Annotated in this window: 27 protein-coding genes; 12 read left to right on the top strand and 15 right to left on the bottom strand. The window is 70.7% G+C overall.

The window, feature by feature from the left end:
* Nucleotides 1–278: 278 nt before the first annotated feature.
* The 3 genes from SNA_RS45195 to SNA_RS16570 form a co-directional block, all read right to left on the bottom strand.
* A complete protein-coding gene (locus SNA_RS45195) occupies nucleotides 279–455 on the bottom strand; it encodes a YbaK/EbsC family protein (protein ID WP_420823490.1) in 177 nt (58 codons plus the stop codon).
* Nucleotides 456–665: 210 nt separating this feature from the next.
* Nucleotides 666–1,553 carry a TIGR02452 family protein gene (locus SNA_RS16575; protein WP_030064625.1) on the bottom strand — a complete coding sequence of 296 codons (888 nt, stop codon included), beginning with the start codon at nucleotides 1,551–1,553 and terminating at the stop codon, nucleotides 666–668.
* 105 nt (nucleotides 1,554–1,658) lie between these two features.
* The gene (locus SNA_RS16570) at nucleotides 1,659–2,396 is read right to left on the bottom strand and encodes a lysophospholipid acyltransferase family protein (protein WP_037788990.1); all 738 of its coding nucleotides are present in this window, start codon (nucleotides 2,394–2,396) and stop codon (nucleotides 1,659–1,661) included.
* 234 nt (nucleotides 2,397–2,630) lie between these two features.
* Here SNA_RS16570 and SNA_RS16565 point away from each other — a divergent pair, with 234 nt between their 5' ends.
* A complete protein-coding gene (locus SNA_RS16565; protein ID WP_030064623.1) occupies nucleotides 2,631–3,035 on the top strand; it encodes an SSI family serine proteinase inhibitor in 405 nt (134 codons plus the stop codon).
* Between the two features lie 44 nt (nucleotides 3,036–3,079).
* On the opposite strand, the gene SNA_RS43215 is transcribed toward SNA_RS16565, so the two are convergent.
* The 5 genes from SNA_RS43215 to SNA_RS16540 form a co-directional block, all read right to left on the bottom strand.
* Nucleotides 3,080–3,238, bottom strand: a complete 159-nt coding sequence (locus tag SNA_RS43215; RefSeq protein ID WP_030064622.1) for a hypothetical protein — start codon at nucleotides 3,236–3,238, stop codon at nucleotides 3,080–3,082.
* A gap of 115 nt (nucleotides 3,239–3,353) precedes the next feature.
* Nucleotides 3,354–4,313 carry a cytochrome c oxidase assembly protein gene (locus SNA_RS16555; RefSeq protein WP_030064621.1) on the bottom strand — a complete coding sequence of 320 codons (960 nt, stop codon included), beginning with the start codon at nucleotides 4,311–4,313 and terminating at the stop codon, nucleotides 3,354–3,356.
* A 169-nt stretch (nucleotides 4,314–4,482) separates the two neighbouring features.
* Entirely contained in the window at nucleotides 4,483–5,508 is a 1,026-nt protein-coding gene (locus tag SNA_RS16550; RefSeq protein WP_030064620.1) for a 6-phosphofructokinase, read from the bottom strand.
* 155 nt (nucleotides 5,509–5,663) lie between these two features.
* Nucleotides 5,664–6,392, bottom strand: coding sequence for a type 1 glutamine amidotransferase (locus tag SNA_RS16545; protein WP_044365630.1), 729 nt, complete (start codon nucleotides 6,390–6,392; stop codon nucleotides 5,664–5,666).
* A gap of 38 nt (nucleotides 6,393–6,430) precedes the next feature.
* Entirely contained in the window at nucleotides 6,431–7,669 is a 1,239-nt protein-coding gene (locus SNA_RS16540) for a Mur ligase family protein (RefSeq protein WP_044365629.1), read from the bottom strand.
* Nucleotides 7,670–7,868: 199 nt separating this feature from the next.
* Between SNA_RS16540 and def the strand changes: the two genes are divergently transcribed.
* The gene (gene def, locus SNA_RS16535) at nucleotides 7,869–8,426 is read left to right on the top strand and encodes a peptide deformylase (protein WP_030064618.1); all 558 of its coding nucleotides are present in this window, start codon (nucleotides 7,869–7,871) and stop codon (nucleotides 8,424–8,426) included.
* An 82-nt stretch (nucleotides 8,427–8,508) separates the two neighbouring features.
* On the opposite strand, the gene SNA_RS16530 is transcribed toward def, so the two are convergent.
* Entirely contained in the window at nucleotides 8,509–9,156 is a 648-nt protein-coding gene (locus SNA_RS16530) for a TetR/AcrR family transcriptional regulator (RefSeq protein WP_044365628.1), read from the bottom strand.
* A 169-nt stretch (nucleotides 9,157–9,325) separates the two neighbouring features.
* Here SNA_RS16530 and SNA_RS16525 point away from each other — a divergent pair, with 169 nt between their 5' ends.
* The 4 genes from SNA_RS16525 to SNA_RS16515 all read left to right on the top strand — a co-directional run bounded on the left by SNA_RS16525 (nucleotide 9,326) and on the right by SNA_RS16515 (nucleotide 11,786).
* Nucleotides 9,326–10,552 carry an acyl-CoA dehydrogenase family protein gene (locus SNA_RS16525; protein ID WP_030064616.1) on the top strand — a complete coding sequence of 409 codons (1,227 nt, stop codon included), beginning with the start codon at nucleotides 9,326–9,328 and terminating at the stop codon, nucleotides 10,550–10,552.
* 105 nt (nucleotides 10,553–10,657) lie between these two features.
* Complete coding sequence (locus SNA_RS42365; RefSeq protein WP_157879946.1) at nucleotides 10,658–10,798, top strand: helix-turn-helix domain-containing protein; 141 nt, start codon at nucleotides 10,658–10,660, stop codon at nucleotides 10,796–10,798.
* Nucleotides 10,799–10,810: 12 nt separating this feature from the next.
* Nucleotides 10,811–10,984 (top strand): hypothetical protein, encoded by a 174-nt coding sequence (locus SNA_RS42360; protein WP_157879945.1) that lies wholly within the window; start codon nucleotides 10,811–10,813, stop codon nucleotides 10,982–10,984.
* Between the two features lie 61 nt (nucleotides 10,985–11,045).
* Entirely contained in the window at nucleotides 11,046–11,786 is a 741-nt protein-coding gene (locus SNA_RS16515) for an AAA family ATPase (RefSeq protein WP_030064615.1), read from the top strand.
* A gap of 306 nt (nucleotides 11,787–12,092) precedes the next feature.
* Here the strand turns inward: SNA_RS16515 and SNA_RS16510 are convergent, their stop codons facing one another.
* From SNA_RS16510 to SNA_RS16500, 3 genes are all read right to left on the bottom strand, one after another.
* Nucleotides 12,093–12,980 carry a GNAT family N-acetyltransferase gene (locus tag SNA_RS16510; RefSeq protein ID WP_044365627.1) on the bottom strand — a complete coding sequence of 296 codons (888 nt, stop codon included), beginning with the start codon at nucleotides 12,978–12,980 and terminating at the stop codon, nucleotides 12,093–12,095.
* A gap of 83 nt (nucleotides 12,981–13,063) precedes the next feature.
* Complete coding sequence (locus SNA_RS16505; protein WP_030064614.1) at nucleotides 13,064–14,515, bottom strand: amino acid permease; 1,452 nt, start codon at nucleotides 14,513–14,515, stop codon at nucleotides 13,064–13,066.
* A 125-nt stretch (nucleotides 14,516–14,640) separates the two neighbouring features.
* Nucleotides 14,641–15,597 (bottom strand): hypothetical protein, encoded by a 957-nt coding sequence (locus tag SNA_RS16500; protein ID WP_198535049.1) that lies wholly within the window; start codon nucleotides 15,595–15,597, stop codon nucleotides 14,641–14,643.
* Between the two features lie 720 nt (nucleotides 15,598–16,317).
* Between SNA_RS16500 and gcl the strand changes: the two genes are divergently transcribed.
* The 3 genes from gcl (at nucleotide 16,318) to SNA_RS16485 (ending at nucleotide 20,002) form a co-directional block, all read left to right on the top strand.
* Nucleotides 16,318–18,099: a glyoxylate carboligase gene (gene gcl, locus SNA_RS16495; RefSeq protein WP_030064612.1), complete on the top strand. Its 1,782-nt coding sequence runs from the start codon at nucleotides 16,318–16,320 to the stop codon at nucleotides 18,097–18,099.
* Nucleotides 18,100–18,212: 113 nt separating this feature from the next.
* Nucleotides 18,213–19,052, top strand: coding sequence for a TIM barrel protein (locus SNA_RS16490; protein WP_044365624.1), 840 nt, complete (start codon nucleotides 18,213–18,215; stop codon nucleotides 19,050–19,052).
* A gap of 53 nt (nucleotides 19,053–19,105) precedes the next feature.
* A complete protein-coding gene (locus SNA_RS16485) occupies nucleotides 19,106–20,002 on the top strand; it encodes a 2-hydroxy-3-oxopropionate reductase (RefSeq protein ID WP_044365622.1) in 897 nt (298 codons plus the stop codon).
* Between the two features lie 82 nt (nucleotides 20,003–20,084).
* Here SNA_RS16485 and SNA_RS16480 read toward each other — a convergent pair whose 3' ends face one another.
* Nucleotides 20,085–21,332 (bottom strand): cytochrome P450 family protein, encoded by a 1,248-nt coding sequence (locus tag SNA_RS16480; protein ID WP_044365620.1) that lies wholly within the window; start codon nucleotides 21,330–21,332, stop codon nucleotides 20,085–20,087.
* Complete coding sequence (locus SNA_RS16475) at nucleotides 21,329–21,769, bottom strand: MarR family winged helix-turn-helix transcriptional regulator (protein ID WP_051877555.1); 441 nt, start codon at nucleotides 21,767–21,769, stop codon at nucleotides 21,329–21,331. Before SNA_RS16475 ends, SNA_RS16480 begins: the two co-directional genes overlap by 4 nt.
* Before the next feature lie 113 nt (nucleotides 21,770–21,882).
* On the opposite strand from SNA_RS16475, the gene SNA_RS16470 reads away from it, so the two are divergent.
* The gene (locus tag SNA_RS16470; RefSeq protein WP_030073235.1) at nucleotides 21,883–22,110 is read left to right on the top strand and encodes a hypothetical protein; all 228 of its coding nucleotides are present in this window, start codon (nucleotides 21,883–21,885) and stop codon (nucleotides 22,108–22,110) included.
* 60 nt (nucleotides 22,111–22,170) lie between these two features.
* Here SNA_RS16470 and SNA_RS16465 read toward each other — a convergent pair whose 3' ends face one another.
* Nucleotides 22,171–22,935 (bottom strand): SDR family oxidoreductase, encoded by a 765-nt coding sequence (locus SNA_RS16465; RefSeq protein ID WP_030073234.1) that lies wholly within the window; start codon nucleotides 22,933–22,935, stop codon nucleotides 22,171–22,173.
* Nucleotides 22,936–23,565: 630 nt separating this feature from the next.
* On the opposite strand from SNA_RS16465, the gene SNA_RS16460 reads away from it, so the two are divergent.
* Together SNA_RS16460 and SNA_RS16455 are read left to right on the top strand one after the other, a co-directional pair.
* Entirely contained in the window at nucleotides 23,566–24,303 is a 738-nt protein-coding gene (locus tag SNA_RS16460) for a DUF4232 domain-containing protein (protein ID WP_030073232.1), read from the top strand.
* A gap of 295 nt (nucleotides 24,304–24,598) precedes the next feature.
* Nucleotides 24,599–25,690 (top strand): NADH-quinone oxidoreductase subunit B family protein, encoded by a 1,092-nt coding sequence (locus SNA_RS16455; RefSeq protein ID WP_030073231.1) that lies wholly within the window; start codon nucleotides 24,599–24,601, stop codon nucleotides 25,688–25,690.
* Nucleotides 25,691–25,809 lie beyond the last annotated feature (119 nt).

The raw sequence follows: 25,809 nt of genomic DNA, 5'->3' as shown, positions 1-25,809 counted from the left end.
CTTCTCCGTTCCGGCCGCAGCTCCGCCGCAGGCCGCCGCCCGCCGCCCGGCTTCCGCCCCGCCGCAGGCCGTTGGCCGACCCGCCGCCGCTCAGCCCGCGATCGGCTCCACCCGCGGCTCCGCGATCGCGACGTAATCCGCCGTCGCCAGCGCCATCGAACGGTCCAGCCGCGCCGCGTTGAAGAAGATCTCCGGCTGCTCCAGCAGCACCGGATCGACGATCAGCTCCAGCTCCTCGTCGAACGAGAACGGCAGGATCGTCCCTCCCCCACTCTCGGCTACGCTTGAGCGGGGGCACCCCCATCGCTCCGCGCCAGCCGCTCCGCCACCTCCGGCGTCGCAAAGCCCGCGTACGACCCGCCCAGCAGCGCCTTCACCGCCCCCAGATCCACCCGCCGGTCCCCGGGCACCACCGCCAGCACATGGCGCTTGGTCTTCTTGCCCAGCTTGACCATCACCACGATGCACTAGGGCTGCTCGATGGCGTTCCCGCGCAGCGCGCTGACCGCCCGCCCGTCGCCCGACCACCGCCCCGGCCCGAGGCGCTGCGCGCCGCCCCTCTTGCCGTGGCCCCCTCCTCGGCATGCTCGTAGATCCGGTACCGGGCCCCACGTTCGTCCAGCAGCCCGACCAGCTTGCCGTACGTCTCGTGCTCACTCACCGTCTCACTCACGGTCGTCCGCGCCCTTCGTCGGTTCCTCACGTCCCGCGCCGAACACCTCGCGGAAGGCGGCCCTGGTGGGCGAATCGTCCCGGCGGTCCAGCACGGCGAACACAATACGGTCGAACCGTCCGGCGAACCGCCCGGCCCCCAGCAGATGTGCGGCGAACGCCCCTGCCACATCGGCCGGTTCGTTACGGAACACCCCGCATCCCCAGGCGCCGAGCACCAGTTGACGGTGCCCACCGGCCGCCGCGACCTCCAGCACCCGCTCCGCACGGGCTGTCAGCGCCTCGGCCACCAGGGCCGTCTCCGCCGGCCGCTGCCGCGCGATGACCCCGGCGTTCGGCGCCGCCGCCGTCAAGAACCCCGCCTCGTACGGCACTTCGAGCAGCGCACCCCGGTCGTCGCGGAACACCGGCACACCAGGGGAGAGGATCACCCGGTCGCTGTAGAACGGGCTCGGCTCGGCACGGTGCGCGGCATAGAATTCCGGTGCCTCGCGCACACAGGTGTACAGCGCCGACCCCCGGCACAGCGCCTCCTCCTGCGCCTGGGCACCATTGAGGTAGCCGCCGCCGGGATTACGCGCCGAGGCGAAGTTCAGCACCGCGAGCGGCCCACCACCCGCCTCGGCCAGCCGCCGCCCCGCCGTGAGACTGCCTTCCGCCGTCACCTCGAGAACCGTCCGCCCGCCCGACGCCGCAAGCGTCCGCCCGCCCGGTTCCGCGCCTTCGAAGGCCACCGCCTGCGGCCCGTACAACCGCGTCCCCGCCCGCGCCCGCCGCACCGCCGCCGCGATCTCCACCAGCCGCCCGCTCGGCGCGCGATACGCACCCGCCGCAACGATCCGCTCCGTCTCCTGCGCCATCCCGCGCAACCGGGCACTCATCGCCGGCACCCCCGTATCCGGTCCATCATGACGATCAAGGTACGCGAGGCCACCGCACGTCGCGACGGAATATCCCCCCCGCCCGGTGCGCGGGGTGACGACCACTCAGTTCCCGCCGCGGTGCCCCGCGCGGCCGTGCGGCACCCGGGGCACCGCCTTGGCCTCCGCCTGCGCCGCGGCCTTTGCCTCACCGGCGTACAGGTCCACGTATTCCTGCCCGGAGAGTCGCATGATCGCGTACATGATTTCGTCGGTGACGGCGCGCACCACGGCGCGCTCGTCGGCCAGCCCGGCGTACCGCGAGAAGTCCAGCGGCGCCCCGAAGCGAATGGTGATCCGGATCGCCCGGGGCAGCCGTCGGCCCGTCGGCTGCGCCTCGAACGTGCCGATCATGGCGCAGGGCACCACCGGCACCCCCGCTTCGAGCGCCATCGCCGCCACCCCGGTACGTCCCTTGTAGAGCCGGCCGTCGTGCGACCGGGTGCCCTCCGGGTAGATGCCCAGCAGCCGGCCCTTGCGCAGGACCGCGAGGCCCGAGGTGATCGCCGCCTGCGAGGCCCGGCCCCCCGACCGGTCGATCGGAATCTGCCCCACGCCACGGAAGAACGCCGCGGTCAGTCGGCCCTTCAGCCCCGGCCCCGTGAAGTACTCGGCCTTGGCCAGAAACGTCACCCGCCGCGGGACGATCGCCGGCATCACGAAGTGGTCGGCGAACGACAGATGATTGCCCGCGATGATCGCGGCCCCCTCCTCCGGTACATGCTCGAGCCCCTCGACCCGCGGCCGGAACACCAACCGCAGCAACGGACCGAGAACGATGTACTTCAGCAACTGGTAGAACACGCGCTGGCCTCCCCGTAGTCACGGTGCCGACGCAGGGTAGCCGCCACCCGCACGGGGCGCGAGATCGCATCGCCGCGCTCGGCTACCGGGAACGCGCCGCGGGTTCGCGTTCACCCCGCCGCACCCGTACGGGCGACCTCACGGCGTGGCCGCTTGTCCGGCGGCGTGGGGCGGGGTGCGCTGGCACGCGTCCATCCGAGCTCGCTCCCACCGAGCCGCCCACAGGAGGCCCGCATGCCCCAGGCCCGCCGCGTCCCCCGTCCCGCCGCGCTCACCACCGCCGTGCTCGCCGCCCTGGCCGTCACGGGCAGCCCCGCAGCCGCCGACCTGCCGCCGCGCGAACGTGGCCTGTTTCTGACGGTGTCCGGCGCGGGCGACACCTGGATCCGCGGCGTACGGCTCACCTGCCCCGACACCCGCGGCAGCCATCCGCACGGCGCGACCGCCTGTGCCGAGCTGGCCGAGGTGGACGGCAATCTGGAGGCGCTGCCGGGGGATCCGCGCCCGTGCACCAAGCAGTACAACCCGGTGACCGTTGCGGCGAGAGGCGACTGGCACGGCCGTCCGGTGGACTGGCACAAGGCGTTCCCCAACGCCTGCGTCCTGGACTCCGAGACCGGGGCGGTCTTCCGCTTCTGAGACCGGTCCGACTTCCGGACGGCCCCGCGCCCCGCGCCCCCGGCTCACGCCCGGCGCGCCGCCACCACCCCGGCCGTCACCAGCGCCAGCACGACCCACAGGAACCACAGCCAGCCATTGGCGCCCAGGGCCACGGTGTACGCGGTCGCGATCACCAGCCCGCTCACCGTGCACACGGCCATCGTCTTGGCAGATCCGGGCATACCCGCAACCTCCTCACGGCGGCCCGGCTGCTCATGCTGCTCATGCCACGGGCCGCGGCCATGGGACCATCGTCCCCGGCCGCGGCCCGTGCCGCCAGACATCCGCCGTGCGGTCTCACTGCCCCCGCGCGTTGAGCGAGGCGAGATACGCGTTGTACTCCGCCAGGTCCTTGTCCCCGTCGCGGTCCGCGGCCCGGTCCGAGCGCTGCGACTGGCGCTTCTCGGACTTGTACCACTGGAAGACCAGGGCGATCAGCACCACGACGGACGGGATCTCGCTGAACGCCCAGGCGATACCGCCCGCGGCCGTCTGGTCGGAGAGCGCCTCGATGCCCAGCGAGGCGGGCGGGTGGAGGAACGTGTCGACCATCGGCTCGCTGGCCATCATCAGCGCGATGCCGAAGAAGGCGTGGAACGGCATGCCGGCGAACAGTTCCAGCATCCGCATCACATAGCCGGGGCGGTGCGGGCCCGGATCGACGCCCATGATCGGCCAGAAGAAGACCAGGCCGACGGCGAGGAAGTGAACCATCATCGCGATGTGCCCGGCCCGCGACTCCATCAGGAAGTCGAAGAGCGGGGAGAAGTAGAGGGCGTAGAGGCTCGCGATGAACAGCGGGATGGTGAAGGCGGGGTGGGTGATGATCCGCATGTACCGGCTGTGCAGCAGCGCCACCAGCAGTTCGCGCGGGCCCTTGCGGCCGCGGCCGGCGGCGGGCAGCGCGCGCAGCGCGAGGGTGACCGGCGCCCCCAGCAGCAGCAGGATCGGCGAGAGCATGCTGATGATCATGTGCTGCACCATGTGCACGCTGAACATCGCCATGCCGTAGTCGTTCAGCTGGGTGCACATCACCAGAGCCACCGTCAGCACGCCCAGGACCCAGGCGACCACGCGGCCCACCGGCCAGGCATCGCCCCGCCGCCGCAGCCGGATCACCGCCCAGCCGTACAGCAGCAGTCCCAGCAGGCAGCCGACGAGAAAGAACGGATCACCACCGAACTCCAGCCCCCGCGCCAGCGTGAACGGCGGCAGATCCATGTTCATGCCGTCCATGCCGTGCCCGCCGTCATGCATCCGCTCGCTCCTGATTCGTACCAATGCTCCGGCGACAAGACTAGACGGGTGAGTCCGAAGTCCCGCCTGCGGGGAGGCGTCAGGCACGCCCGTCCAGAGCCGCCCCCGGCCATCACAGCGGCAGGGGGCGGGTCGTACGACACGGACTATCGCGCCGGGGAGGCGACGGTCACAGCACGCACTCGGCCTCGTCGTACCGCTCGGCGGGCACCGTCTTCAGGCTTTCGACGGCCTCGGCCAGCGGCACCAGCGTGATGTCGGTGCCGCGCAGCGCGGTCATCATCCCGAAGTCGCCGCGGTGCGCGGCCTCGACGGCGTGCCAGCCGAAGCGGGTGGCCAGGACCCGGTCGTACGCGGTCGGCGTACCGCCGCGCTGGACATGGCCGAGGATGACCGGGCGGGCCTCCTTGCCCAGGCGGTTCTCCAGCTCGACGGACAGCTGCCGGGCGACCCCGGCGAACCGCTCGTGGCCGTAGATGTCCTTGCCTCCGACGTCGAAGGACATGGTGCCCTCACGCGGCTTGGCGCCCTCGGCGACGACCACGATCGCGAACTTCTTGCCGGCCTCGAACCGCTCGGCGACCCGCGCCGTCAGCTCCTCGATGCCGAAGGGCCGCTCGGGGACGACGATCGCGTGCGCACCGGCCGCCATGCCCGAGTGCAGCGCGATCCAGCCGGTGTGCCGGCCCATCACCTCGACGATCATCACCCGCTGATGCGATTCCGCGGTGGTCTTGAGGCGGTCCAGCGCCTCGGTGGCCACGCCCACCGCCGTATCGAAGCCGAAGGTCACGTCCGTGACCGCGATGTCGTTGTCGATGGTCTTGGGGACGCCGACGATCGGCAGCCCGGCGTCCGACAGCAGCCGCGCCGCCTTGAGCGTGCCCTCACCGCCGATCGGGATGATCGCGTCAAGGCCCAGATCGGCGACATGGCCGCGGGCCCGCTCGACACCGTCGCGCAGATGGGCGGGCTGTACCCGCGACGACCCCAGGATCGTGCCGCCGCGCGCCAGGATGCCGCCGACGGCGTCCAGGTCGAGCTTGCGGTAATCGCATTCCAGCAGGCCCTTCCAGCCGTCGCGGAAGCCGATCACCTCATCGCCGTGATCGGCGGTGGCGCGGTGGACGACGGAGCGGATGACGGCGTTCAGGCCGGGGCAGTCGCCGCCGGAGGTGAGGACACCAATACGCATTGCTCGAAAACCCTCTGCAACTCAACCGGAGACCCGGACCCCGTCGTCCGGTTGGATCCCGCTCACCCTACAAGCGCGGGGCCGCCGGGCACACGTACGCCCGCAGTGCGGGACTGCGGGCGTACGGAAAAGCCGCGGAACGGGGCGTTCCGGGATCAGGCGGGCTGCGTCGCGGCGGCGATCCGCTCCTGGCGCAGCGCCTCGTACCAGCGGTCCTCCACCGAGGGCAGCGCATTGACGTCCAGCGCCAGCTTGATCAGCAGATCGGCGATATGCGGATTGCGGGCCATGACGGGGCCGTGCATGTACGTGCCGAAGACGGTGTCGTTGTAGGCGCCCTCGTAGCCGTCGCCCACCCCGTTGCCGTTGCCGAAGCGCACCTTGGCGAACGGCTTGGCGGTCTCGCCCAGATGCGTCACGCCCTGGTGGTTCTCGAAGCCGGTCAGCGGAGGCAGGCCCAGCTTCGGGTCGATATCGGCCAGCACGTCGCCGACGCAGCGGGCGCCCTCGCCGCGGGTGCTCACCACGTCCAGCAGGCCCAGGCCCTCCTGCTGTTCACCGAGGTCGTTGACGAACTGATGGCCCAGGATCTGGTACCCGGCGCACACCGAGAAGACGATCGCGCCGTTTTCGACCGCGCGGTGCAGACCGCCGTCGCGGATCAGCCGCTCGGCGGCCAGCCGCTGCGGACGGTCCTCGCCGCCGCCGATCAGATAGATGTCGCCGGAGGTGGGAATGGCCTGGTCGGAGCGGACGTCCAGGCGCTGTACGTCCAGACCGCGCTGGCGCGCCCGCCGTTCCACCACCAGCACATTGCCCTGGTCGCCGTAGGTGCTCAGCAGGTCGGGGTAGACCCACACCAGGCGCAGGCTGTTGTCACTCATGCTCGCTCGTCCTTGTCCGTGTGGTCGGTGGACCGCAGTCAGTTGCCCACGCGGCGGCGCAGGTCCTGGAAGGCGGTGTAGTTGGCGATGACCTCGATCCGGCCGGGCGGGGCCATCTGCACCGCCTCGTCGAGGTTGTCGCAGACATGGAAGTCGAGTCCGGCGACCTCCAGCCGCACCGCAAGGTCCAGTTTGCGGTCCCCGAGCACGAACAGCGGGTGCCCGGCCAGCCGGGTGTAGTCGACGTCCCACAGCCAGGAGGTGTCGGTACCGTCCGCGCCGCGGGCGTTGACGGACATGATCACCGGGGTCGGCGGCGGGTCGATCAGCGAGAACGTCTCCAGCCAGCCGGCCGGGTTCTTCGCCAGCAGCAGCCGCAGCTCCCGCTCCAGGAAGGAGACCACGTCATAGCGGCCGGCCACCGCCTGCACCGCGTACATCCGCTCCAGGGCGACCTGCGGCGGCACCCCGAACGCGGCCGCGACCGCCGCCGAGGTCGTGGCGTTGGCCTTGTTGGCGCGGCCCGGCAGCTGGAGCTTGATCGGCCAGGCGCTGCCGTGCGGGTCCAGTACGTGGTCGCCGGACAGCGCCCAGCTCGGCGTCGGGCGGCGGAAACCGCATTCGCCGCAGAACCAGTCCTCTCCCGGGCGCTGCATCACGCCGCCGCACGAGGGGCAGGACCAGGCGTCGTCCTTCCACTCCTGCCCGGCCGCGACCCACACCACGTTCGCCGACGACGAGGCCGCCCAGACGATCAGCGGGTCGTCGGCGTTGGCGATGATCAGTGCCTTGGAGCCGGCCAGGCCCTCGCGCCACTTCTCCGCCAGCATCCGGGTCTCCGCGGCGCGGTCGAGCTGGTCGCGCGAGAGATTCAGCAGCGCTATGGCCTTGGGCGTCACATCCCGGGCCACCCCCGCCAGGTACTTCTCGTCGACCTCGATGACGCCGTACTTGGCGTCCGAGCCGCCCGCCAGCGCGGAGGTGATACCCGCCGGCATGTTGGCGCCGAGCGCGTTGGAGACCACCGGGCCGCTGGCCCGGAGCGCCTCGGCGATCAGCCGGGTGGTGGTCGTCTTGCCGTTGGTGGCGGACACCAACACCACGTCCAGGTGCCGGGCCAGCCGGGCCAGCAGGTCGGGGTCGAGCTTGAGCGCCACCCGGCCACCGATCACCGATCCGCTGCCGCGGCCCGCCGCACGCGATACCGCCGCCGCGGCCTTGCCCGCCGTCACGGCCAGCTTGGCCCGCGGCGACAGCGGCTCCGTGTTGCCTGCCATCGTCCTAGATCCTCCTTGCATCCGGCGCCCGCCCGCCACGTGGCTGCCGGTAAACGCCCCCTCCGCAGCCGACGACCGGCCGGAGGCTTCGGTCGGGGATCAGCCTATCGAGATCCGGCCGCGGGCCCGAACCCCGCCACCCGTGCCGCCACATCCGGTATGACCGGCGGGCCGCCCTGTGGACCGTACTCTGGGCGCCATGCGCTCCCGTACGATCCCCGGCAGCACCGGCCACCCGCGCCCGATGCGCCTCCTCGGCGACCCGGCCCTGCACGCGCCCTGCCAGGAGGTCACCGCCTTCGACGCGGAGCTCGCCCGGCTCGTCGAGGACATGTACGCCACCATGTACGCGGCCCGTGGCGTCGGCCTCGCCGCCAACCAAATCGGCGTCCCGCTACGGGTGTTCGTCTACGACTGCCCCGACGACGAGGACCGCCGTCATCTGGGGCATCTGGTCAATCCCCGGCTCGTCTCCGTCGACGGCCCGGTGATCCGCGGGCCCGAAGGGTGCCTGTCACTGCCCGGTATCGAGGCCGGTACGCCGCGCCACGACCACGCCGTTGTGGAAGGGCTCAGCGTCACCGGCGAGCCGAGGACCGTGACCGGCACCGGCTTTTTCGCCCGCTGTCTCCAGCATGAGTGCGATCACATCGACGGCGGTCTCTATGTCGACCACCTCACCGGGCTGCGGCGGCGACGGGCGCTGCGCGCGGCCGCCCGTGCCCCGTGGGCGGGGCGAACCGAGCTGGGCCGCTGACCTGCGGCTTCCGGGGTCCGGCCGCTGAATTCGGGCCGCTGACCTGCGGCAGCCGGGATCCGGCCGCCGACTCCGGGCCGCGTCAGAAGCCGGTGCCGCCGGCCAGATCCTTGACGGTGGCCAGCTGGCCCCACAGCAGATCCGTCAGATGCTCCACCAGCTTCTCGCGGGAGCACGGGCGCTCCCGCAGCCACCAGTCGCCGGCCGCATGCATCATGCCGACGATGCCGTGCCCCCACACCCGCGCCCGTTCCTCGCCCTCGGGCCCCAGGTCCAGGCGGTCGGAGATCACCTTCGCCAGCTCCTCGCCGAGCCTGCGCAGCAGCGGTGCCGAGTGCCGTCCCACGTCGAATCCCGACTCGGCCTGGCCCTGCTGCTCGGCCGGGTGCATCAGGAAGCGGTAGACCTGTGGCCGGGTCTCGATCGCGACCAGATAGGCGTCGAGGGTGGCCTCGACCCGGTCGCGGCGCAGCACCGGGGCGTCGAGCGCGGTGCGCAGATTGGCCAGCAGGGCGTCGGTGTGCCGTACGGCCAGCGCGCGGTAGAGGCCGCCCTTGTCACCGAAGTGCCGGTAGAGGATCGGTTTGGTGATGCCGGCCTCGGCGGCGATGGCGTTCATCGACGCCTCCGGGCCGTCGCGCAGCACGATCCGCTCCGCGGCCTCCAGCAGCTCCCGCCGTCTGCGCTCGGTCGCCGTCTGCCGTCGGCCGCTGTGTTGTGTGTTGTCCATGGTCGTGCTCCCACCCTCGTGAATCGTGGCGCTCGCGCAACGTAACACCCGAACTCCACGGTGAATTCGTTCCCCGGAGAGTTGACATCCTTTACTGACGAGTAACAGACTCGGGTTACCGCAAGTAACAATGGACGACCGCGGCACGAAGTGCGGCGCAGGAGGGGTCATGGCCGAGTTCACCATGGAGCTCAACGACGAGCAGCGGGAAGTCCGCGACTGGATTCACGGATTCGCCGCGGACGTCATGCGCCCCGCCGCGGCCGAGTGGGACGAGCGCGAGGAGACGCCCTGGCCGGTCATCCAGGAGGCGGCCAAGATCGGCCTGTACTCGCTGGACTTCTACGCCCAGCAGTTCTTCGACCCCACGGGCCTGGGCATCCCGATGGCCATGGAGGAGCTCTTCTGGGGCGACGCCGGGATCGCCCTGTCGATCGTCGGCACCGGCCTGGCCGCCGTCGGCGTCCTCGCCAACGGCACCGAGGAGCAGATCGGCACCTGGGTCCCGCAGATGTACGGCGACGCCAATGACGTCAAGGTCGCCGCCTTCTGCTCCTCCGAGCCGGACGCCGGCTCCGACGTCGCCTCGATGCGCACCCGCGCGGTCTACGACGAGGCCAAGGACGAGTGGGTGCTCAACGGCACCAAGACCTGGGCCACCAACGGCGGTATCGCCAACGTCCACGTCGTCGTTGCGGTCGTCGACCCCGAGCTGGGCTCCAAGGGCCACGCCTCCTTCATCATCCCGCCGAACACCCCCGGCCTCTCCCAGGGCCAGAAGTTCCAGAAGCACGGCATCCGCGCCTCGCACACCGCCGAGGTCGTCCTGGAGGACGTACGGGTCCCCGGCAGCTGCCTGCTCGGCGGCAAGGAGAAGCTCGACGAGCGCCTGGCCCGCGCCCGCGAGAAGGCCAGGGCGGGGGGTGAGCGCGTGAAGAACGCCGCGATGGCCACCTTCGAGGCGTCCCGCCCGGCGGTCGGCGCGATGGCGGTCGGCACCGCGCGCGCCGCGTACGAGGAGGCCCTGGAGTACGCCAAGACCCGCGAGCAGTTCGGCCGCCCGATCATCGACAACCAGGGCGTGGCCTTCCAGCTGGCCGATATGCGCACCCAGATCGACGCCGCCCGCCTCCTGGTGTGGCGCGCCTCCTGGATGGCGGTGACCGGCAAGCCCTTCACCTCCGCCGAGGGCTCGATGTCCAAGCTCTTCGCCAGCGAGGTCGCCAAGAAGGTCACCGCCCAGGCCGTACAGATCCTCGGCGGCAACGGTTTCACCCGCGAATACCCGGTCGAGCGGATGCACCGCGATGCCGCGATCTACACCATTTTCGAGGGCACCAGCGAGATCCAGCGGCTGGTGATCGCCCGGACGCTGTCGGGGATGCCGATCCGCTGACGAGGAATTCCCGGCACGCCGCGCGGAGTTCGTGCCGCGTGAAGAAGGGCCCCGTACCCCTCGGGGTGGGGCCCTTCGGCGCTCCCCGGAGGCGCCGAACGGCGGATGAGCGAGCCGGCCGGGTTCGTCGAGGGCTCGCTGCCCCGGCTGTCCCAGGTCGCCGGACGGCTGGAGAAGCGCGCCTGGGTGCGCCGCAGCCCCGACCCCACTGACGGCCGCTGCACCGTGGCCACCCTCACCGACTAAGGCTTCGACAAGGTGGCCGCCACCACCCCCGGACACGTGGAGGCCGTGCGTACCTACGTCTTCGACGCACTCGCCAGGGCACAGGTCCGCCAACCGACCACGATCGGCCGCCGCATCGTCGGCGCCGTCGACCCAGGTCACCCCCTCGTCACGGGAATGGTGGACCGACTTCGCCACAAGAAGTAAGGGCGCGCCGGAGACCGTCCGCACGGCCGCGTTGTCAGTGGGCCGTGAGAGCTTGGATGACATGTTGATCGAGCGGGCTTATGCGGATCTTCCGGAGGGGATGGGGCCGGCCGGGGAGGGCTGGCCCTGGAGGGTGCCGTGTGTGCGCCAGCTGGTCGAGGAGGGGCTGGCGTTCCGGGCACCGGTGACGTTTTTGGTGGGCGAGAACGGTTCGGGGAAGTCGACGCTGGCCGAGGCGCTGGCGGAGGGGTTCGGGCTGGACTCGTACGGCGGGTCGGCGGGCTACAAGTACGCCAGCTCGCGGGAGGCATCGCCACTGGGCCGTCGGATGCGGTTCGATCCGACGCGGGAGGGGCGGGCGATGGTGCGGGCGCCGAGGATCCGTCGGCGGGGCTTCTTTCTGCGGGCCGAGACGGCGCTGGAGGCGTTGAGCGGCGAGCGGGCGTCGCAGCGGATATCTCGGCATCCGGGCGAGATGAGTCATGGCGAGGGGTTTCTGCTGGCCTTCCGGGAGCGGTTCTCCCAGCGGGGCTTGTATGTGTTGGACGAGCCGGAGGCGGCGCTGTCGTTCACTTCCTGCCTGGAACTGATCGCGTTGATGGATGAGTTGGGACGGGCCGGCGCGCAGGTCATCTGTGCTACGCACTCGCCCTTGCTGACTGCGCTGCCTGGTGCGGAGATCGTGGAGGTCGGTGAGCACGGGATGCGGTCGGTGAAGTGGGCCGAACTGGGGCTGGTGGACCATTGGCGGCGGTATCTCAGCGAACCGCGGGCCTATCTGCGGCACGTGCTGGGCCAGTGATCTGCGAGCAGCGGCTCACGGCGGCCACTGGTGTCGGTGGTGCAGTGCCACTTCACCGGCGGCGCCATCAACCTCGCCCGCATCGATGCCTGGTTCACCGGCGGGCCACTCGCCCGCACCTGCACTTCATCCTTCGCGGCGCTCCGCCCCGCTGGATGAGATCCAGCGGGGCGGATGTACCCACAGCATCCGTGCCCGGGGGGCTTGCGCCGCCTCGGCGGCTCGTGCGGGACGGTGCCTTGACGACGGCGCGTGCGGGACGATGCCCGGCAACGGCGCGTGCGGGACCGCGCCCCGACGGCGGCGCTACCCCAGTTCGAGGCTCGTCACGGCGAAGGTGCGGTTCCGGTCCGACGGTGGCACCTGCCCGGTGTACATCCGGACGGTGTGCGATTGGGGGGACAGGCCGTGGGCGGTGGCCAGGGCGTGTGCGGCGTGCCGGGGCTCGGGGACGTCGAAAAAGACATCGGCGGCCGGGTCGACGGTGGCGGTGAGGGCGTCGAAGAGCGCCTCGGCGGCCTGCGGGGTGTCGGCGAAGAGCGGGCCGATGCGGTGTCCGGTGCGAGCCGGCCGGATCACCCCGTAGCCGGCGATCTCGCCGTCGTGGACATAGGCGCGGGCGGTGTGGCCGGGGGCCGTCAGCCAGCCGCGGACGAAGGCGCTCCGGTCCGCGGGGAAGCAGCGCCGGTCGTAGCCGGTCAGGGCACCCAGGTGCGCGCCGGTGACCGCGACGATCTCCGGCGGGGCCGGTGTGCCCGCGCGGGTGGGGCGGCCTCCGTAGCGCAGGGTGTCGTAGACGGGGGTGAACCCGGCGCGCCGGTAGGTGGCTTGCTGTGCGGGGACCGCGTCCAGACCGACGGTCCGGGCGCCGGCGTGCGGGAAGGCGGCGCGCCAGGTGGCGAGGCCCAGGCCCCGACCGCGGTGGTCGGGGTGGACGAGGTAGTAGCCGAGGAAGGCGTACTCGGCCGAGTAGTTGACGATCGACAGCGACGAGAGCGTGGTGTCACCGCGGCGTCCCACGAAGAAGCCCGCGGGGTCGGTGGGGTGGAAACGGGCGGCGTCGTCGAGGCCCGGATTCCACTCTTCGTCGGCGGCCCACTGCACCACGTGGTGCCAGTCGTCCAACGTGGCGGTGGTGACGGCGAGTTCGCCGGTCGTGACGGGTATGCGGTGTGCTGCGGGGTTCTGGGGCATGCCGGTGGTGGTCCCTTCTGTGGGGTCGGGGTTCGGGGCCGGGCGGGTACGGCGGGCGGTGACGCCGACCCACCGGACAGGCCCTAGATCAGGTCCATGGCCGCGACCTCGTCGGGACGGCCGTAGCTGACCGGGCCCTGGAAGCGCCTGCGGGCGGTGGCGAACCACCAGACGGTGGCGATGACGAGCACCACCGCCAGGGCAATGGGCGCGTAGTTGAACGAGGTGGGGGTGATCGGGGACGCCTGGGGCAGCATGAACAGCACGTTGCTGACCAGGATCCAGGTCACCGCGATCGCCGCGACGGCCTTGCCGTAGCGGCCGAGGTTCCACGGCCCGGCCTGGAAGTCGTCGAGTCGCAGCCGCAGGAAGATCGGCACGGCGTAGGCGAGGAAGAGTCCTACGACGTTGACGCTGACCACCGCGGTGAAGGCGGTGTGCGACCACCAGCCGGGGAGCACCAGCACGAGGGGGCAGGCCGCGGCGAGCCAGACCGCCTTGACCGGCGTACGGGTGCGTGCGGACACCGAATGCCACCAACGGGAGCCGGGCATCGCGCCGTCCCGGGAGAAGGCGAAGATCTGCCGGGTATTGCTGGTCATGTTGGCGAGACCGCAGAACAGCATGGCGCCGATGACGATCAACAACAGGAACTTCGTGGTGTTTTGGCCGAGGGCGTCGAGGAGAATCTGCACCGGTGGTGCCTCGGCGCTCGCGGCGTGCGCATAGTCGCGGATCGCATAGACCAGGGCGAGCATCAGGATGAGGCCGGTGAGCGCCGAGTAGGTGATCGCCCGCATGATGCCCCTGGGCGCATTGACGGTCGCCTTCACCGTTTCTTCGGACATATGGAAACTGCCGTCGAATCCGGTGAACGTCCAGCTGGTGACGAGCAGCCCCAGCATTCCTCCGTACGCGGCGTGGCTGAATCCGGTGTTGTTGGCGAAATGCGTGATGAACGAGGGCGATTGGTGGTGTTCCGGGATGACGGAGAGCGCGCCGACGATGACCACCATGCCGGTCAGCAGCCACCACACGGAAATCCGGTTCAGTACGGCGACGAGTCGCACGGTGTAGGTGTTCGCCAGCGCCTGGACGAGGAGGATGACCGCGGTGATGGCGACGGTCTGCTGTGGCGTGGGGCGGTAGGACGGCCACTGCATGGCGATGAATGCCTGGATGAAGGTGGCGGCGGCGAAGTTGGTGGCCGCGGTGCCGCCGACCTGGCCGACGAAGTTCAGCCAGCCCGTGTACCAGGACCAGGCGGCCTGATGCCGTTTGGCCAGCTTGCCGGCCGAGAAGTAGAGCGCACCGCTGGTCGGGTAGGCGGACGCGATCTCGCCCATCGCGGCGCCGACGAACAGCACCATCACCGATACGCCGATCCAGCCGAAGACCAGGATCCGCGGGCCGCCGGCGTTCATTCCGAACCCGAAGGAGGAAAAGATGCCGGAAATGATGTTGATGATGGTGAAGGAAATGGCGAAATTGTCGAACGCACGGAATCTGCGGGTGAGTTTCCGTGGGTAACCCATGGCGTGCAGGGTCGCATCGTCGTCGAGTGTGACGGGGTATTCCGGATGGGGGGATTCTGGACCGAGAAGAGATGTGCGCCGGGACACAAACGCAACCTTTCTGGGGTGGGGGGAATTTATCGGGATCAGGCGTTGTGTGGCACCGGAAGCCCACAGGAACGTCTCGCTTTGGTCAGCTGTTCCGCGGGGTCACCGAATACACTCCAGGGCATTCTTGAGGCATACGGGCCCATGGCCGTGAAGACTTCCCGCGCCTCGAATTCCCGTTTCGCCATGAACAGCGCATGGGCCAGGTAGGCCAGGTCCAGTACCGGAGTGAAGCGGTAGTCGGCCACCCTCGGAAACCAGTGGTGGTGGACGCTCATCGCGGTGGCGGCCCACGGCGGCTGTTCCCAGGTGCGGTCGGCGAGCAGGGCCGAGGGATCGTAGTCCTCCACCAGGACGACCAACGGCAGCAGCCGGAGCGGTGAACCGGCCGGCGCCCGCTGGCTCAGGAACGCGGCGACATCCCAGCTGGCGCCGGAGGATCCGCCGTAGCGGGCGAAGAAGAACGACAGGAACCGGTGGTGCGCCTCGCGGTGCCAGGCGTCGAGCCGGAGGATGTGGGAGAAGAGGCGCCACGGGCCGGGCGGCGCGGTCAACAGCCCCTGCGGCGCGGGGTCCTTGAGGCCGTCGAGCCGAGCCAGCGCCAGCTGGGCCACCCACGGGGTGGGGTCCTCGGGCAGCTCCTTGGCGGCCCGTTCGCATGCCGTCCGCGCTATCCGCGTCAGCGCCCGCTGTCGCTGGTCACCGGCGTCGGCCATGCGCAGGGCGCGGAGCATCGCCACCCGGGCCCACAGCAGCGCCGCCTCGGGGCCGGGCTCCTCGGACAGCCAGCGTTCCGCCAGGTCGGAGTCGGCGGCGACGGACGCCAGCACGAGGGAGCGGTGGGCGCGTACCTCGTAATCGTCCCGGGTTTCCTTCAGCGCCTCGTGCGCGCTGAAGTACCGGCCGGCCCTGACGTCCATACATGCCCGCGCGAGCACGCGGTCATCGGCCGCCGGGCTCCACACATAGTGTCCTTCGAAAGAGCCGGCTGTCATGGTCCCCTCCCCGTCACGAAGGCGTTGTCCCCGGCACCGCATTCCCGTCGCCCTGAATTCAGCTGGATCCGCATCACCGGTTACGTGGCAGCGGTCACACCCTACTCACCCTCAACTCGAGGCGAAAAGAGTCGTCTGGAATATCTGCCTTTCCGTACCTTTTCGCCGCGAGGAAATTGAAGAGAAAACAATTTTTCGGCCGACCTCGGGAACCTCGACCGGTCGCTTCTCGCCGCCGCCGGTGCATGTGTTTGGCATATTCACGCGTTTACCTGACCTTCACAAGCGGACTCCGGGGACCGATCGCCCCTCCCTTTTCCGCCAACTTGGACATGCGTGGGCCGCTCGGCCCTCGGTCCTCGACCCCCAGCCCTCGGTCCCGGCCGCCGGCCGAGGCTCGCTGTCCACCGGTCGGGGCTCGCCGCCCCCCCGTCGAGGCGGTGATCCGCGTTCCCGTCGCTCCGCCGGGGCCGCCGCCAGGTCCCTGACCTGGGCGCCCGTGCGTCATCCCGCCGCGCCCCGGGCGGCCCCCGGGGTGCGGCTTTTCCGCCTGCCCGTCCGGAATCCGCCCCGCCTCCGGCCCTTGACGAGCGGTGTGAGGCGTTCTACCTTGCTCTTCCATAAAGCAAAACATTGATTCCATGATGCGGAATTAAGAGCTTTCGGTCCTTCCGGTCCTTCGCCGGAACATGCCCTGACAGGTCGACGCAGGAGTACTCGATGCCTCGAATGACAGCCGCCCGCGCTGCGGTGGAGATCCTCAAGCGCGAGGGCGTGACCAACGCCTTCGGAGTGCCGGGCGCGGCGATCAACCCCTTCTACAAGGCGCTGAAGGAGGGTGGCGGCATCGACCACACGCTGGCCCGCCACGTCGAGGGCGCCTCGCATATGGCCGAGGGCTACACCCGGACCCACCCGGGCAACATCGGTGTCTGCATCGGCACGTCCGGCCCGGCCGGCACCGACATGATCACCGGCCTGTACTCCGCAACCGGCGACTCCATCCCGATCCTCTGCATCACCGGCCAGGCGCCGACCGCGGTGATCCAGAAGGAGGACTTCCAGGCCGTCGACATCGCCTCGATCGCCCGGCCGGTCACCAAGGCCGCGACCACCGTCATGGAGGCCGCCCAGGTCCCCGGCGTCTTCCAGCAGGCCTTCCACCTGATGCGCTCCGGCCGCCCCGGCCCGGTCCTGATCGACCTGCCGATCGATGTCCAGCTGACCGAGATCGACTTCGACCCCGAGACCTACGAGCCGCTGCCGGCCTTCAAGCCGACCGCGACCCGTGCCCAGGTCGAGAAGGCGATCCAGTTCCTGCTGGAGTCCGAGCGCCCGCTGATCGTCGCCGGTGGCGGCATCATCAACGCCGACGCCTCCGATCTGCTGGTCGAATTCGCCGAGCTGACCGGCACCCCGGTCGTCCCGACCCTGATGGGCTGGGGCATCCTCGCCGACGACCACGAGCTGAACGCCGGCATGGTCGGCCTCCAGACCTCGCACCGCTACGGCAACGCCAACTTCCTGGAGTCGGACTTCGTCCTGGGCATCGGCAACCGCTGGGCCAACCGCCACACCGGCAAGCTGGACGTCTACACCCAGGGCCGCAAGTTCGTCCATGTCGACATCGAGCCGACCCAGATCGGCAAGATCTTCGCCCCGGACTACGGCATCGCCTCCGACGCCAAGGCCGCGCTGGAGCTGTTCGTCGAGGTGGCCAAGGAGCTCAAGGCCGCCGGCAAGCTGCCCGACCGCAGCGCCTGGGCCGCCTCCACCCAGGAGCGCAAGGCCGAGCTCCAGCGCCGTACGCACTTCGACAACATCCCGATGAAGCCGCAGCGCGTCTACGAGGAGATGAACAAGGCCTTCGGCCCGGAGACCCGCTACGTCACCACCATCGGCCTCTCCCAGATCGCCGGCGCGCAGATGCTGCACGTCTACAAGCCGCGCCACTGGATCAACTGCGGCCAGGCCGGCCCGCTCGGCTGGACCATCCCGGCCGCGCTGGGCGTCGCCACCGCCGACCCCGAGACGCCGGTGGTCGCCCTCTCCGGTGACTACGACTTCCAGTTCATGATCGAGGAGCTGGCGGTCGGCGCCCAGCACAAGATCCCCTACGTCCATGTCCTGGTGAACAACGCGTACCTGGGACTGATCCGCCAGGCGCAGCGCGGCCTGGACATCAACTTCCAGGTCAACCTGGAGTTCGAGAACATCAACACCCCCGAACTGGGCGTCTACGGCGTGGACCACGTCAAGGTCGCCGAGGGCCTGGGCTGCAAGGCGATCCGGGTCACCGACCCGAACGAGCTGGGTGCCGCTTTCGAGGAGGCCAAGAAGCTGGCCGCCGAGTACCGCGTCCCGGTCGTCGTCGAGGCCATCCTCGAACGGATCACCAACATCTCGATGAGCGGCACCGACATCGCCAGCGTCAACGAGTGGGAAGAGATCGCGACCGAGCCGGGGCACGCCCCCACCGCGATCAAGCCGCTCAAGAGCTGACGCCGGACCGGATCCCGTGGTGTGCCGGGCGCGCTTGACCCGCGCGCCCGGCGTCGCCACTATCCCGTAGAACAGAAACACAAATCCGCTATTCGGAAGGGGCGCCGGGCTTCATGGCTTTCACGGACACGCGCTTCAACGTCAATCTGTCGATCCTGTTCACCGAGCTTCCGTTGCTGGAGCGGCCGGCGGCCGCGCGGGCGGCGGGGTTCACGGCGGTGGAGCTGTGGTGGCCGTGGGTGGACGCCCCGGTCCCCGAGCAGGCGGAGCTGGACGCGCTGCGCGACGCCCTGACCGACGCCGGCACCCGCCTGGTGGGCCTGAACTTCTACGCCGGACAGCTGCCCGGCCCGGACCGCGGTGCCCTGTCGGTCCCGGGCGAGGAGTCGGACAAGTTCCGCGCGAACGTCCCCGTCGCGATCGAGTTCGCCACATCGCTGGGCTGCACCACGTTCAACGCCCTGTACGGCAACCGCGTCGAGGGCGTCTCGCCGGAGGAGCAGGACCGGCTCGCGCTGGAGAACCTGGCCTTCGCGGCCCGTGCGGTGGCCGAGATCGACGGCACGCTGATCATCGAGGCGCTCAACGCCCCCGAGTCACCGAAGTGCCCGATCGTCTCGGCCCCGAAGGCGATCGAGGTCGTCGACGCGGTGAACGCGGCCACCGGCCTGGACAACGCCCGCTTCCTGATGGACCTGTACCACCTGTCGATGAACGGCGAGGACCTGGACGAGGTCATCGACCGCTACACGGCCAAGACGGCGCACGTCCAGATCGCGGACAACCCCGGCCGCGGCGCCCCCGGCACCGGCGAGCTGGACTTCGACGCCCTGCTCGACCGCCTGAAGAAGGCCGGCTACGACGGCTGGATCGGCCTGGAGTACAAGCCGGGCGACACCCCGAGTGCTTCGTCGTTCGCCTGGCTGCCGGCCCCGCTGCGCGCAGCCCAGTAACCGGGTCCGCCGCTCGCTGTCCCCTGTTTTTGAGTGTGAAAGAGGTTATTTCGATGAGCAATCTGCCCAAGATCGCGTGGATCGGCCTGGGCATCATGGGCTCCCCCATGGCCGAGAACCTGATCAAGGCCGGTTACGCGGTCACCGGCTACACCCTCGAGGCCGACAAACTGGAGCGCCTGGCCAAGAACGGCGGCACGGCGGCCGGTTCGATCGCCGAGGCCGTCGCCGACGCCGACGTCGTCATCACCATGGTCCCCGCCTCCCCGCACGTCGAGGCCATCGCCTACGGCCCCGACGGCATCCTGGACAACGCCAAGGCCGGCGCGCTGCTGATCGACATGTCCTCGATCACCCCGCAGACCTCCATCGACCTGGCCAAGGCCGCGGGCGACAAGGGCATCCGCGTCCTGGACGCCCCCGTCTCCGGCGGCGAGGCCGGCGCCGTCGAAGCCGTCCTGTCGATCATGGCCGGCGGCGAACAGGCCGACTTCGACGCCGCCCGCCCCATCCTGGAGGCCCTGGGCAAGACCATCGTGCTGTGCGGCCCGCACGGCTCCGGCCAGACCGTCAAGGCCGCCAACCAGCTCATCGTCGCCGTCAACATCCAGGCGTGTGCCGAAGCCGTCGTCTTTCTGGAGAAGTCCGGCGTCGACCTCGCCGCCGCCCTCGACGTCCTCAATGGCGGACTGGCCGGCTCCACCGTCCTGACCCGCAAGAAGGACAACTTCCTCACCCGCGACTTCAAGCCCGGCTTCCGCATCGACCTGCACCACAAGGACATGGGCATCGTCACCGACGCCGCCCGCACCGTCGGCGCCGCCCTGCCCGTCGGCGCGGTCGTCGCCAACCTGGTCGCCTCCCTGCGCGCCCAGGGCGACGGCGGCCTCGACCACTCCGCCCTCCTCCGCGGCGTCGAACGCCTCTCCGGCCACAGCATCGAAGGCTGAGCCACCAGAGACTGCGCCACCGGGGACCCGTACCGGCCGGCGCCGCGACTGCCGCACTGCAGTCGCGGCGCCGGTTCGCCGTTCACGGCGTGCCGAGGGGCGCGTCCCGATGCGCGTCAGGTTCCGCCGTGGTCACGGGCAGCCGGGCCAGCCCCCGCATCAGCCGCGTCCGCCGCCATACGAGCGCCCCGTCGCCCTCCTCGCCGTCCCCCTGCGCACACCGCAGCTCCGGAAAGCGCGTCAGCAGCACCTCGAAGGCGATCCGCCCCTCCAGGCGGGCCAGCGGCGCGCCCAGACAGTGGTGCGGCCCGGAACCGAACGACAGATGCCCGGTGGAACGGCCCCGGTCCAGCCGTACGGCATCGGGCGCGGGGAAGCGCGCCGGATCGCGGTTGGCGGCACCGGGGGAGACCAGCACGACATCGCCCGCCCCGATGCGCGCGCCGCCCAGCTCCAGTGGTTCGGTGGCGTAGCGGAAGGTGGCGACGGTCAGCGGCGCGTCGTAGCGCAGGAATTCCTCGATCGCGGCCGGCAGCAGATCGAGGTCGGCCCGCAGGCGTGCCCGGAGGGCATCGTCGCGGAGCAGCGCCAGCATGCCGTTGCCGATGAGATGGGTCGTGGTCTCGTGCCCGGCGACCACCAACAGCACGGCCAGGGAGACCAGTTCGGGCTCCGTCAGCCGGTCGCCCTCGTCCCTGGCCGCGATCAGACCGCTGAGCACGTCCTCCCCGGGGTCGCGGCGCCGGGCGGCGATCAGCTCCGTCATATAGGCGCTCAGCTCGTGCGACGCCCGGTCGACGACATCGTCCGCATCGGCGGCGAACAGCGTGTTGGACCACCGGCGCACCGCCGCCCGGTCCCGCTCGGGTACGCCGAGCAGTTCGCTGATCACGGCGATGGGCAGCGGGACGGCGAACTCCTCCATCAGATCCGCGGTGCCGTGCGCGGCCAGCCCGGCGGCCAGCGCCTCGGCCAGTTCCCCGGCGATCTCATGGATCCGCGGTGCCAGTCGGGCGACGGCCGCGGGGGTGAATGCCGTCATCGCCAGCTTGCGCAGCCGACCGTGGTCCGGCGGGTCGGTGGCGAGCATGGTCCGACTGACGGCGGGTGCCAGATTGCGGGTGGAGGGCCGGTCGGCGAAGAACCGGGCGGTGTCCTTCGACAGCCGTGCGTCGGCCAGCGCCGCCCGCGCCGCCTCCCATCCGGTGACGACCCAGGTCGTACGCCCGTTACCGGTGGGTATCCGCTGTACGGGACCCCGCTCCCGCAGCGCGGCGAGCAGCGGATACGGGTCCCGCGAGAACTCCGGTGACGCCAGCGGACCGCTCACGGCCGCTCGGCCCGCGCCAGGGCCTTGCGCAGCAGCCGCAGGGCGGTGTCCTGGTCCTCGACGCTGAGCGCGGCCAGCGGCGACTGCTCGACCATCGCCTCGATCAGCTCGCCGCGCACCAGTGCCCCCTTGTCCGTCAGCTCGACCGTCTTGGAGCGTCGGTCCGCCAGGTCGGGAACCCGTTCCGTGAGTCCCTGGAGTTCCAGGCGGGTGACGAGGAAGGTGGCGCTGGAGGGGTCGCAGTGCAGCAGGCCCGCCAGGGTCTTCATCGACGGCGCGGGCAGCGCGGGATCCAGCACCCACAGCGCATCGGCGAGCGGTACCGTCAGCCCCAGCCTGTCCAGGGTCTCCCGGAGCTGGGTCTGGGACGTGCCGATGACCGCACGGAAGGCGATGAGCAGCTCCCGTGTGCGTTCTTCCGGAGTCGGTGTCACCACAGGGCCAGCCTACGGGGTGGCTGGTTGGAGGCTCAAAGCTAGGGCCCGGGTGAGTGCGTGGCCGGCCGCCGGTTCGACGTGCGGGGGCGCGGAGCGCGGAGCAGGCTGTACTCATGACCGAGCACCCGCCTGTCATCGTGCATCCGCCGACGCCGTCCGGCGGCCGACGCGTGACCGTACGTGGGCAGATCGTCGGCCTGGCGCACGGCCGGGGCGATGTCGCCGAATTCCTCCGCCGCGCGGGCATCGCCGGCTCGGCCGAGGAAATCGAGCTCGACGATCCGCGCCTGGTCGAATGGCGGGGCGGGAACCTTGACGAGTGGCCGATGCCGCCGGCCTGATGCGCGCGGGGCGGGGCGCGCCGGCCGGTGGCATCGAAGACGTCGGTGGGCCCGGCCGCGTCAGAGCGTGGAACCGCCGCTGACGTCGATGCGCTGCCCGGTGACCCAACGGGAGTCGTCGGAGGCGAGGACGGCGGCGACATCGGCGATGTCGGCGGGTTGGCCGACGCTGTCGAAGACCGAATAGGCCGCCAGCGCCGCCCGTCCCTCGGGCGTCGCCGTCCGCGCCGCGGTCACATGGGTCTCGACGAAACCCGGGGCGAGGGTGTTCACCGTGATCCCGCGTTCGCCGAGGTCCTTGGCGAGGGTGCGGGTGAGGGTCTCCAGCCCGCCCTTGGCCACGTTGTAGGCGATCTGCGTGGGGTACGCCAAACTCGTCACCGCGGACGAGACGTTGATGATGCGTCCGCCGTCCCGCATCCGGTGCAGACCGTGCTGGATGAGGAAGAACGGTGCCTTGACGTTGAGGGCGATGGTGCGGTCGAACTCCTCTTCCGTGGCTTGGCCTATGCGCCCGCGGAACCTGGTCCCCGCGTTGTGGACAAGGATGTCGAGGCCGGGTTCGGCGCCGCACGCGGCGAGTTCGGTGTCGAAGGCGGCGAACAGGGCCTCGGCGTCACCGGGCACCCCGAGTTCGGCTCCTATGGTGAAGGCCCGTCCGCCGGCGGCCGTGATGGCCTCCAGCGTTTCCTTGGCCGCGGTGTCGTTGCTGTGGTAGTGCACGGCGACCAGCGCACCGTCGCGGGCGAGGCGCTGGGCGATGGCCCGGCCGATGCCGCGGCTGGATCCTGTTACCAGCGCCGTCTTTCCGTTGAGGTCACGCATGGTCGGATGTGGCCTTCCTGTTGCCTGGACATTTGCAACGGACTGTCGCGGCTGTGGGACGCCTCACCGGAGCGTCCGGTCGTCCACAACCTGCCGGCCACGGTCGAGATCGCCACGCCCCATGTGTACGCCGACCAGATCGCGTACATGCACTGCCATCTGGAGCGCCGGCGCGGGCCGGGACACCTCGGTGCTGACCGCTTCCGTGCGGGCCGTGCTGTCGGCGGTCAACCGGGCGGCGCTCGGCCGGGAGGCCGTCAGCCGGGAGGCGGTCGCCGGGCGGTAGCGGGTAACGGGCGGCGGGGGTGCGGGGCGCCGTGGCCGGGGGAGGAAGGAGGGTGCGCGCCCGTCCCAACCGTCCGATTTCCGTCAATATTCGGCCCGGCCATCTGTGGGCCATTGGTGACCGTTCGATTACGGTCGATGACGTCCGTGGCGGTGCGCTGCGCGAACGCCGGTGGTGCGCCGGGGCGCGGCCGCGGCCGGGCGCTCCGGCCCGTTAGCCGGGCGTTAGCGCCTCGTTAGCGGACCGGCAGTGCCCGGGGTCACGCTGGAAGGAGACGGACCGACCGTGCGCACCCGCCACCCCGACAGGGCGCGCAACCACCAGACGAGGGGGAGACAGAGACCATGTCGCTCACCAGCACCACGCTCGGCCGCGGCCGCCGGGTCGCCGCCGGATCACTGATCGCCGTCGCGGCGCTCGGCCTCACCGCCTGCCAGAGCGGAACGGACTCCGCGTCCCACTCCTCGTCGGCCTCCGCCTCCGCCACGGCCCACAGCCAGGACTCCGGCCACGGCTCGCAGTCGTCCGGCAACGGCATGCGCCCGTCCGGCAGCCAGAGCCGCTCCGCCGCGGCCGGGCCCTCCTCCCAGGCCGGAGGCAAGTCGGCCAGCGGCAAGCCCGGACCCCATGCCCCGGGCGCCGCCCAGTCCCACACCTCGGCGACGACCGCCTCGGACCGCTGTACCGCGGACAACATGTCGCTGCACCTGGGCCGTTTGGACATCGGCGCGGGCAACATCCACATCCCGCTCGTCTTCACCAACAAGGGCAAGACGGCCTGTTCGCTGCGCGGCTTCCCCGGGGTCTCGCTGATCCAGCGCGACGGCTCCACGGTCGGCAAGCCCGCCACCCGCTCGGGCGGTGCGGGCGGCAGCGTCCGCCTCCAGCCCGGGCAGAGCGCACACGCCGTCCTGCACACCGTCAATGAAGGCGTCTCCGACACGCCCTGCTGGTCCAAGTCGCAGCTGGTCTTCGTCTACCCGCCCGGCTCCAAGAACTCGATGACCACCGGCAGCGGCGGGCTGCGGGTGTGCGGCGGACAGTTCGATGTCACGTCCGTGCAGCCCGGCTCCCTGGGCTGACGCACCGGGGGCAGTACGTCCACACGCCTCACGGGATCGCACCCGGAGGCGGTAGGGGCCACGCCCGGCGGCATCTGTCCGCCGGGGCGTGGCCCGCCGTATGTGCAGGCCAGCGTCTCTCCGGGGCCCGTGCCCCGCACGCCACGCACCTGTCACTTGAACGGCCCGCGTGCTCGCGCACGGTGGGGCAGTCGGTGTTACCAAGGGAACCGCACGCCGTCGTATGCGCCTTCGGGCGCAGTCGTTGCCTGCCCCTGCACCGCCCCTGACCTGCGCCCCGCGAGGAGGCATCCCCATGGATGCAGCACCGTCGACCGCCGCCGACCGCGCGAAAGCCGACGGGAGCCCGTCCGACGAGGACGCGGCCCCCATTCATGTGCTCTGGATCAACGCGGGCCTGAGCTGCGACGGCGACTCGGTGTCGCTGACCGCGGCGACCCAGCCGAGCATCGAGGAGATCGCGCTCAGCGTGCTGCCCGGCCTGCCCAAGGTCCAGGTGCACTGGCCGCTGATCGACTTCGAATGCGGTCCGACGCAGGGCGCGGACACGTTCATCGAGTGGTTCTTCAAGGGTGAGCGCGGCGAGATCGACCCGTTCGTGCTGGTCGTCGAGGGGTCCATCCCCAATGAGTCGATCAAGCCGGAAGGGTACTGGTGCGGTTTCGGCGACAATCCCGAAACCGGCCAGCCGATCACCACCAGCGAGTGGATCGACCGGCTCGCCCCCAAGGCGCTGGCCGTGGTCGCGATCGGCACCTGTGCCACCTACGGCGGCATCCACGCCATGGCCGGCAACCCCACCGGCGCGATGGGGGTGCCCGACTATCTGGGCTGGGACTGGAAGTCCAAGGCCGGTATCCCCATCGTGTGTGTGCCCGGCTGCCCGATCCAGCCCGACAACTTCTCCGAGACGCTGACCTATCTGCTCTACCAGGCGGCGGGCGCGGCCCCGATGATCCCGCTGGACGACCAGCTGCGGCCCACCTGGCTCTTCGGCGCCACCGTGCACGAGGGCTGTGACCGGGCCGGGTACTACGAGCAGGGGCAGTTCGCCACCACCTACGACTCGCCCAAGTGTCTGGTGAAGCTCGGATGCTGGGGCCCCGTGGTCAAATGCAATGTCCCCAAGCGGGGCTGGATGGACGGCATCGGCGGCTGCCCCAACGTCGGTGGTATCTGCATCGCCTGCACCATGCCCGGCTTCCCCGACAAGTTCATGCCGTTCATGGACGAGCCGCCGGGCGCCACGGTGTCCGTCACCGCCAGCTCCGCCTACGGCAAGGTCGTCCGCCGGCTGCGCGATATGACCGCCCGGACCGTGGACCACGAGCCCAAGTGGCGCCACCGCGGCGGCAAGCTGACCACCGGCTACCGAAAGCCCTGGTGACCTGGGGACCTGCCGGCCGCACCACCCGTCGCACGGCCCCACCGCAGAAACCGAACTGACGAAGCATCAGGTCGCATCGCTCGCCTCGGGCCTCGTTCGGTCCCGCCCCTCATGCGGAC

Source organism: Streptomyces natalensis ATCC 27448, assembly GCF_000935125.1.
Taxonomy (GTDB): Bacteria; Actinomycetota; Actinomycetes; order Streptomycetales; family Streptomycetaceae; genus Streptomyces; species Streptomyces natalensis.
The sequence above is the reverse complement of the archived record's forward strand: the minus strand, read 5'-3'. Positions and strand labels throughout refer to the sequence as shown.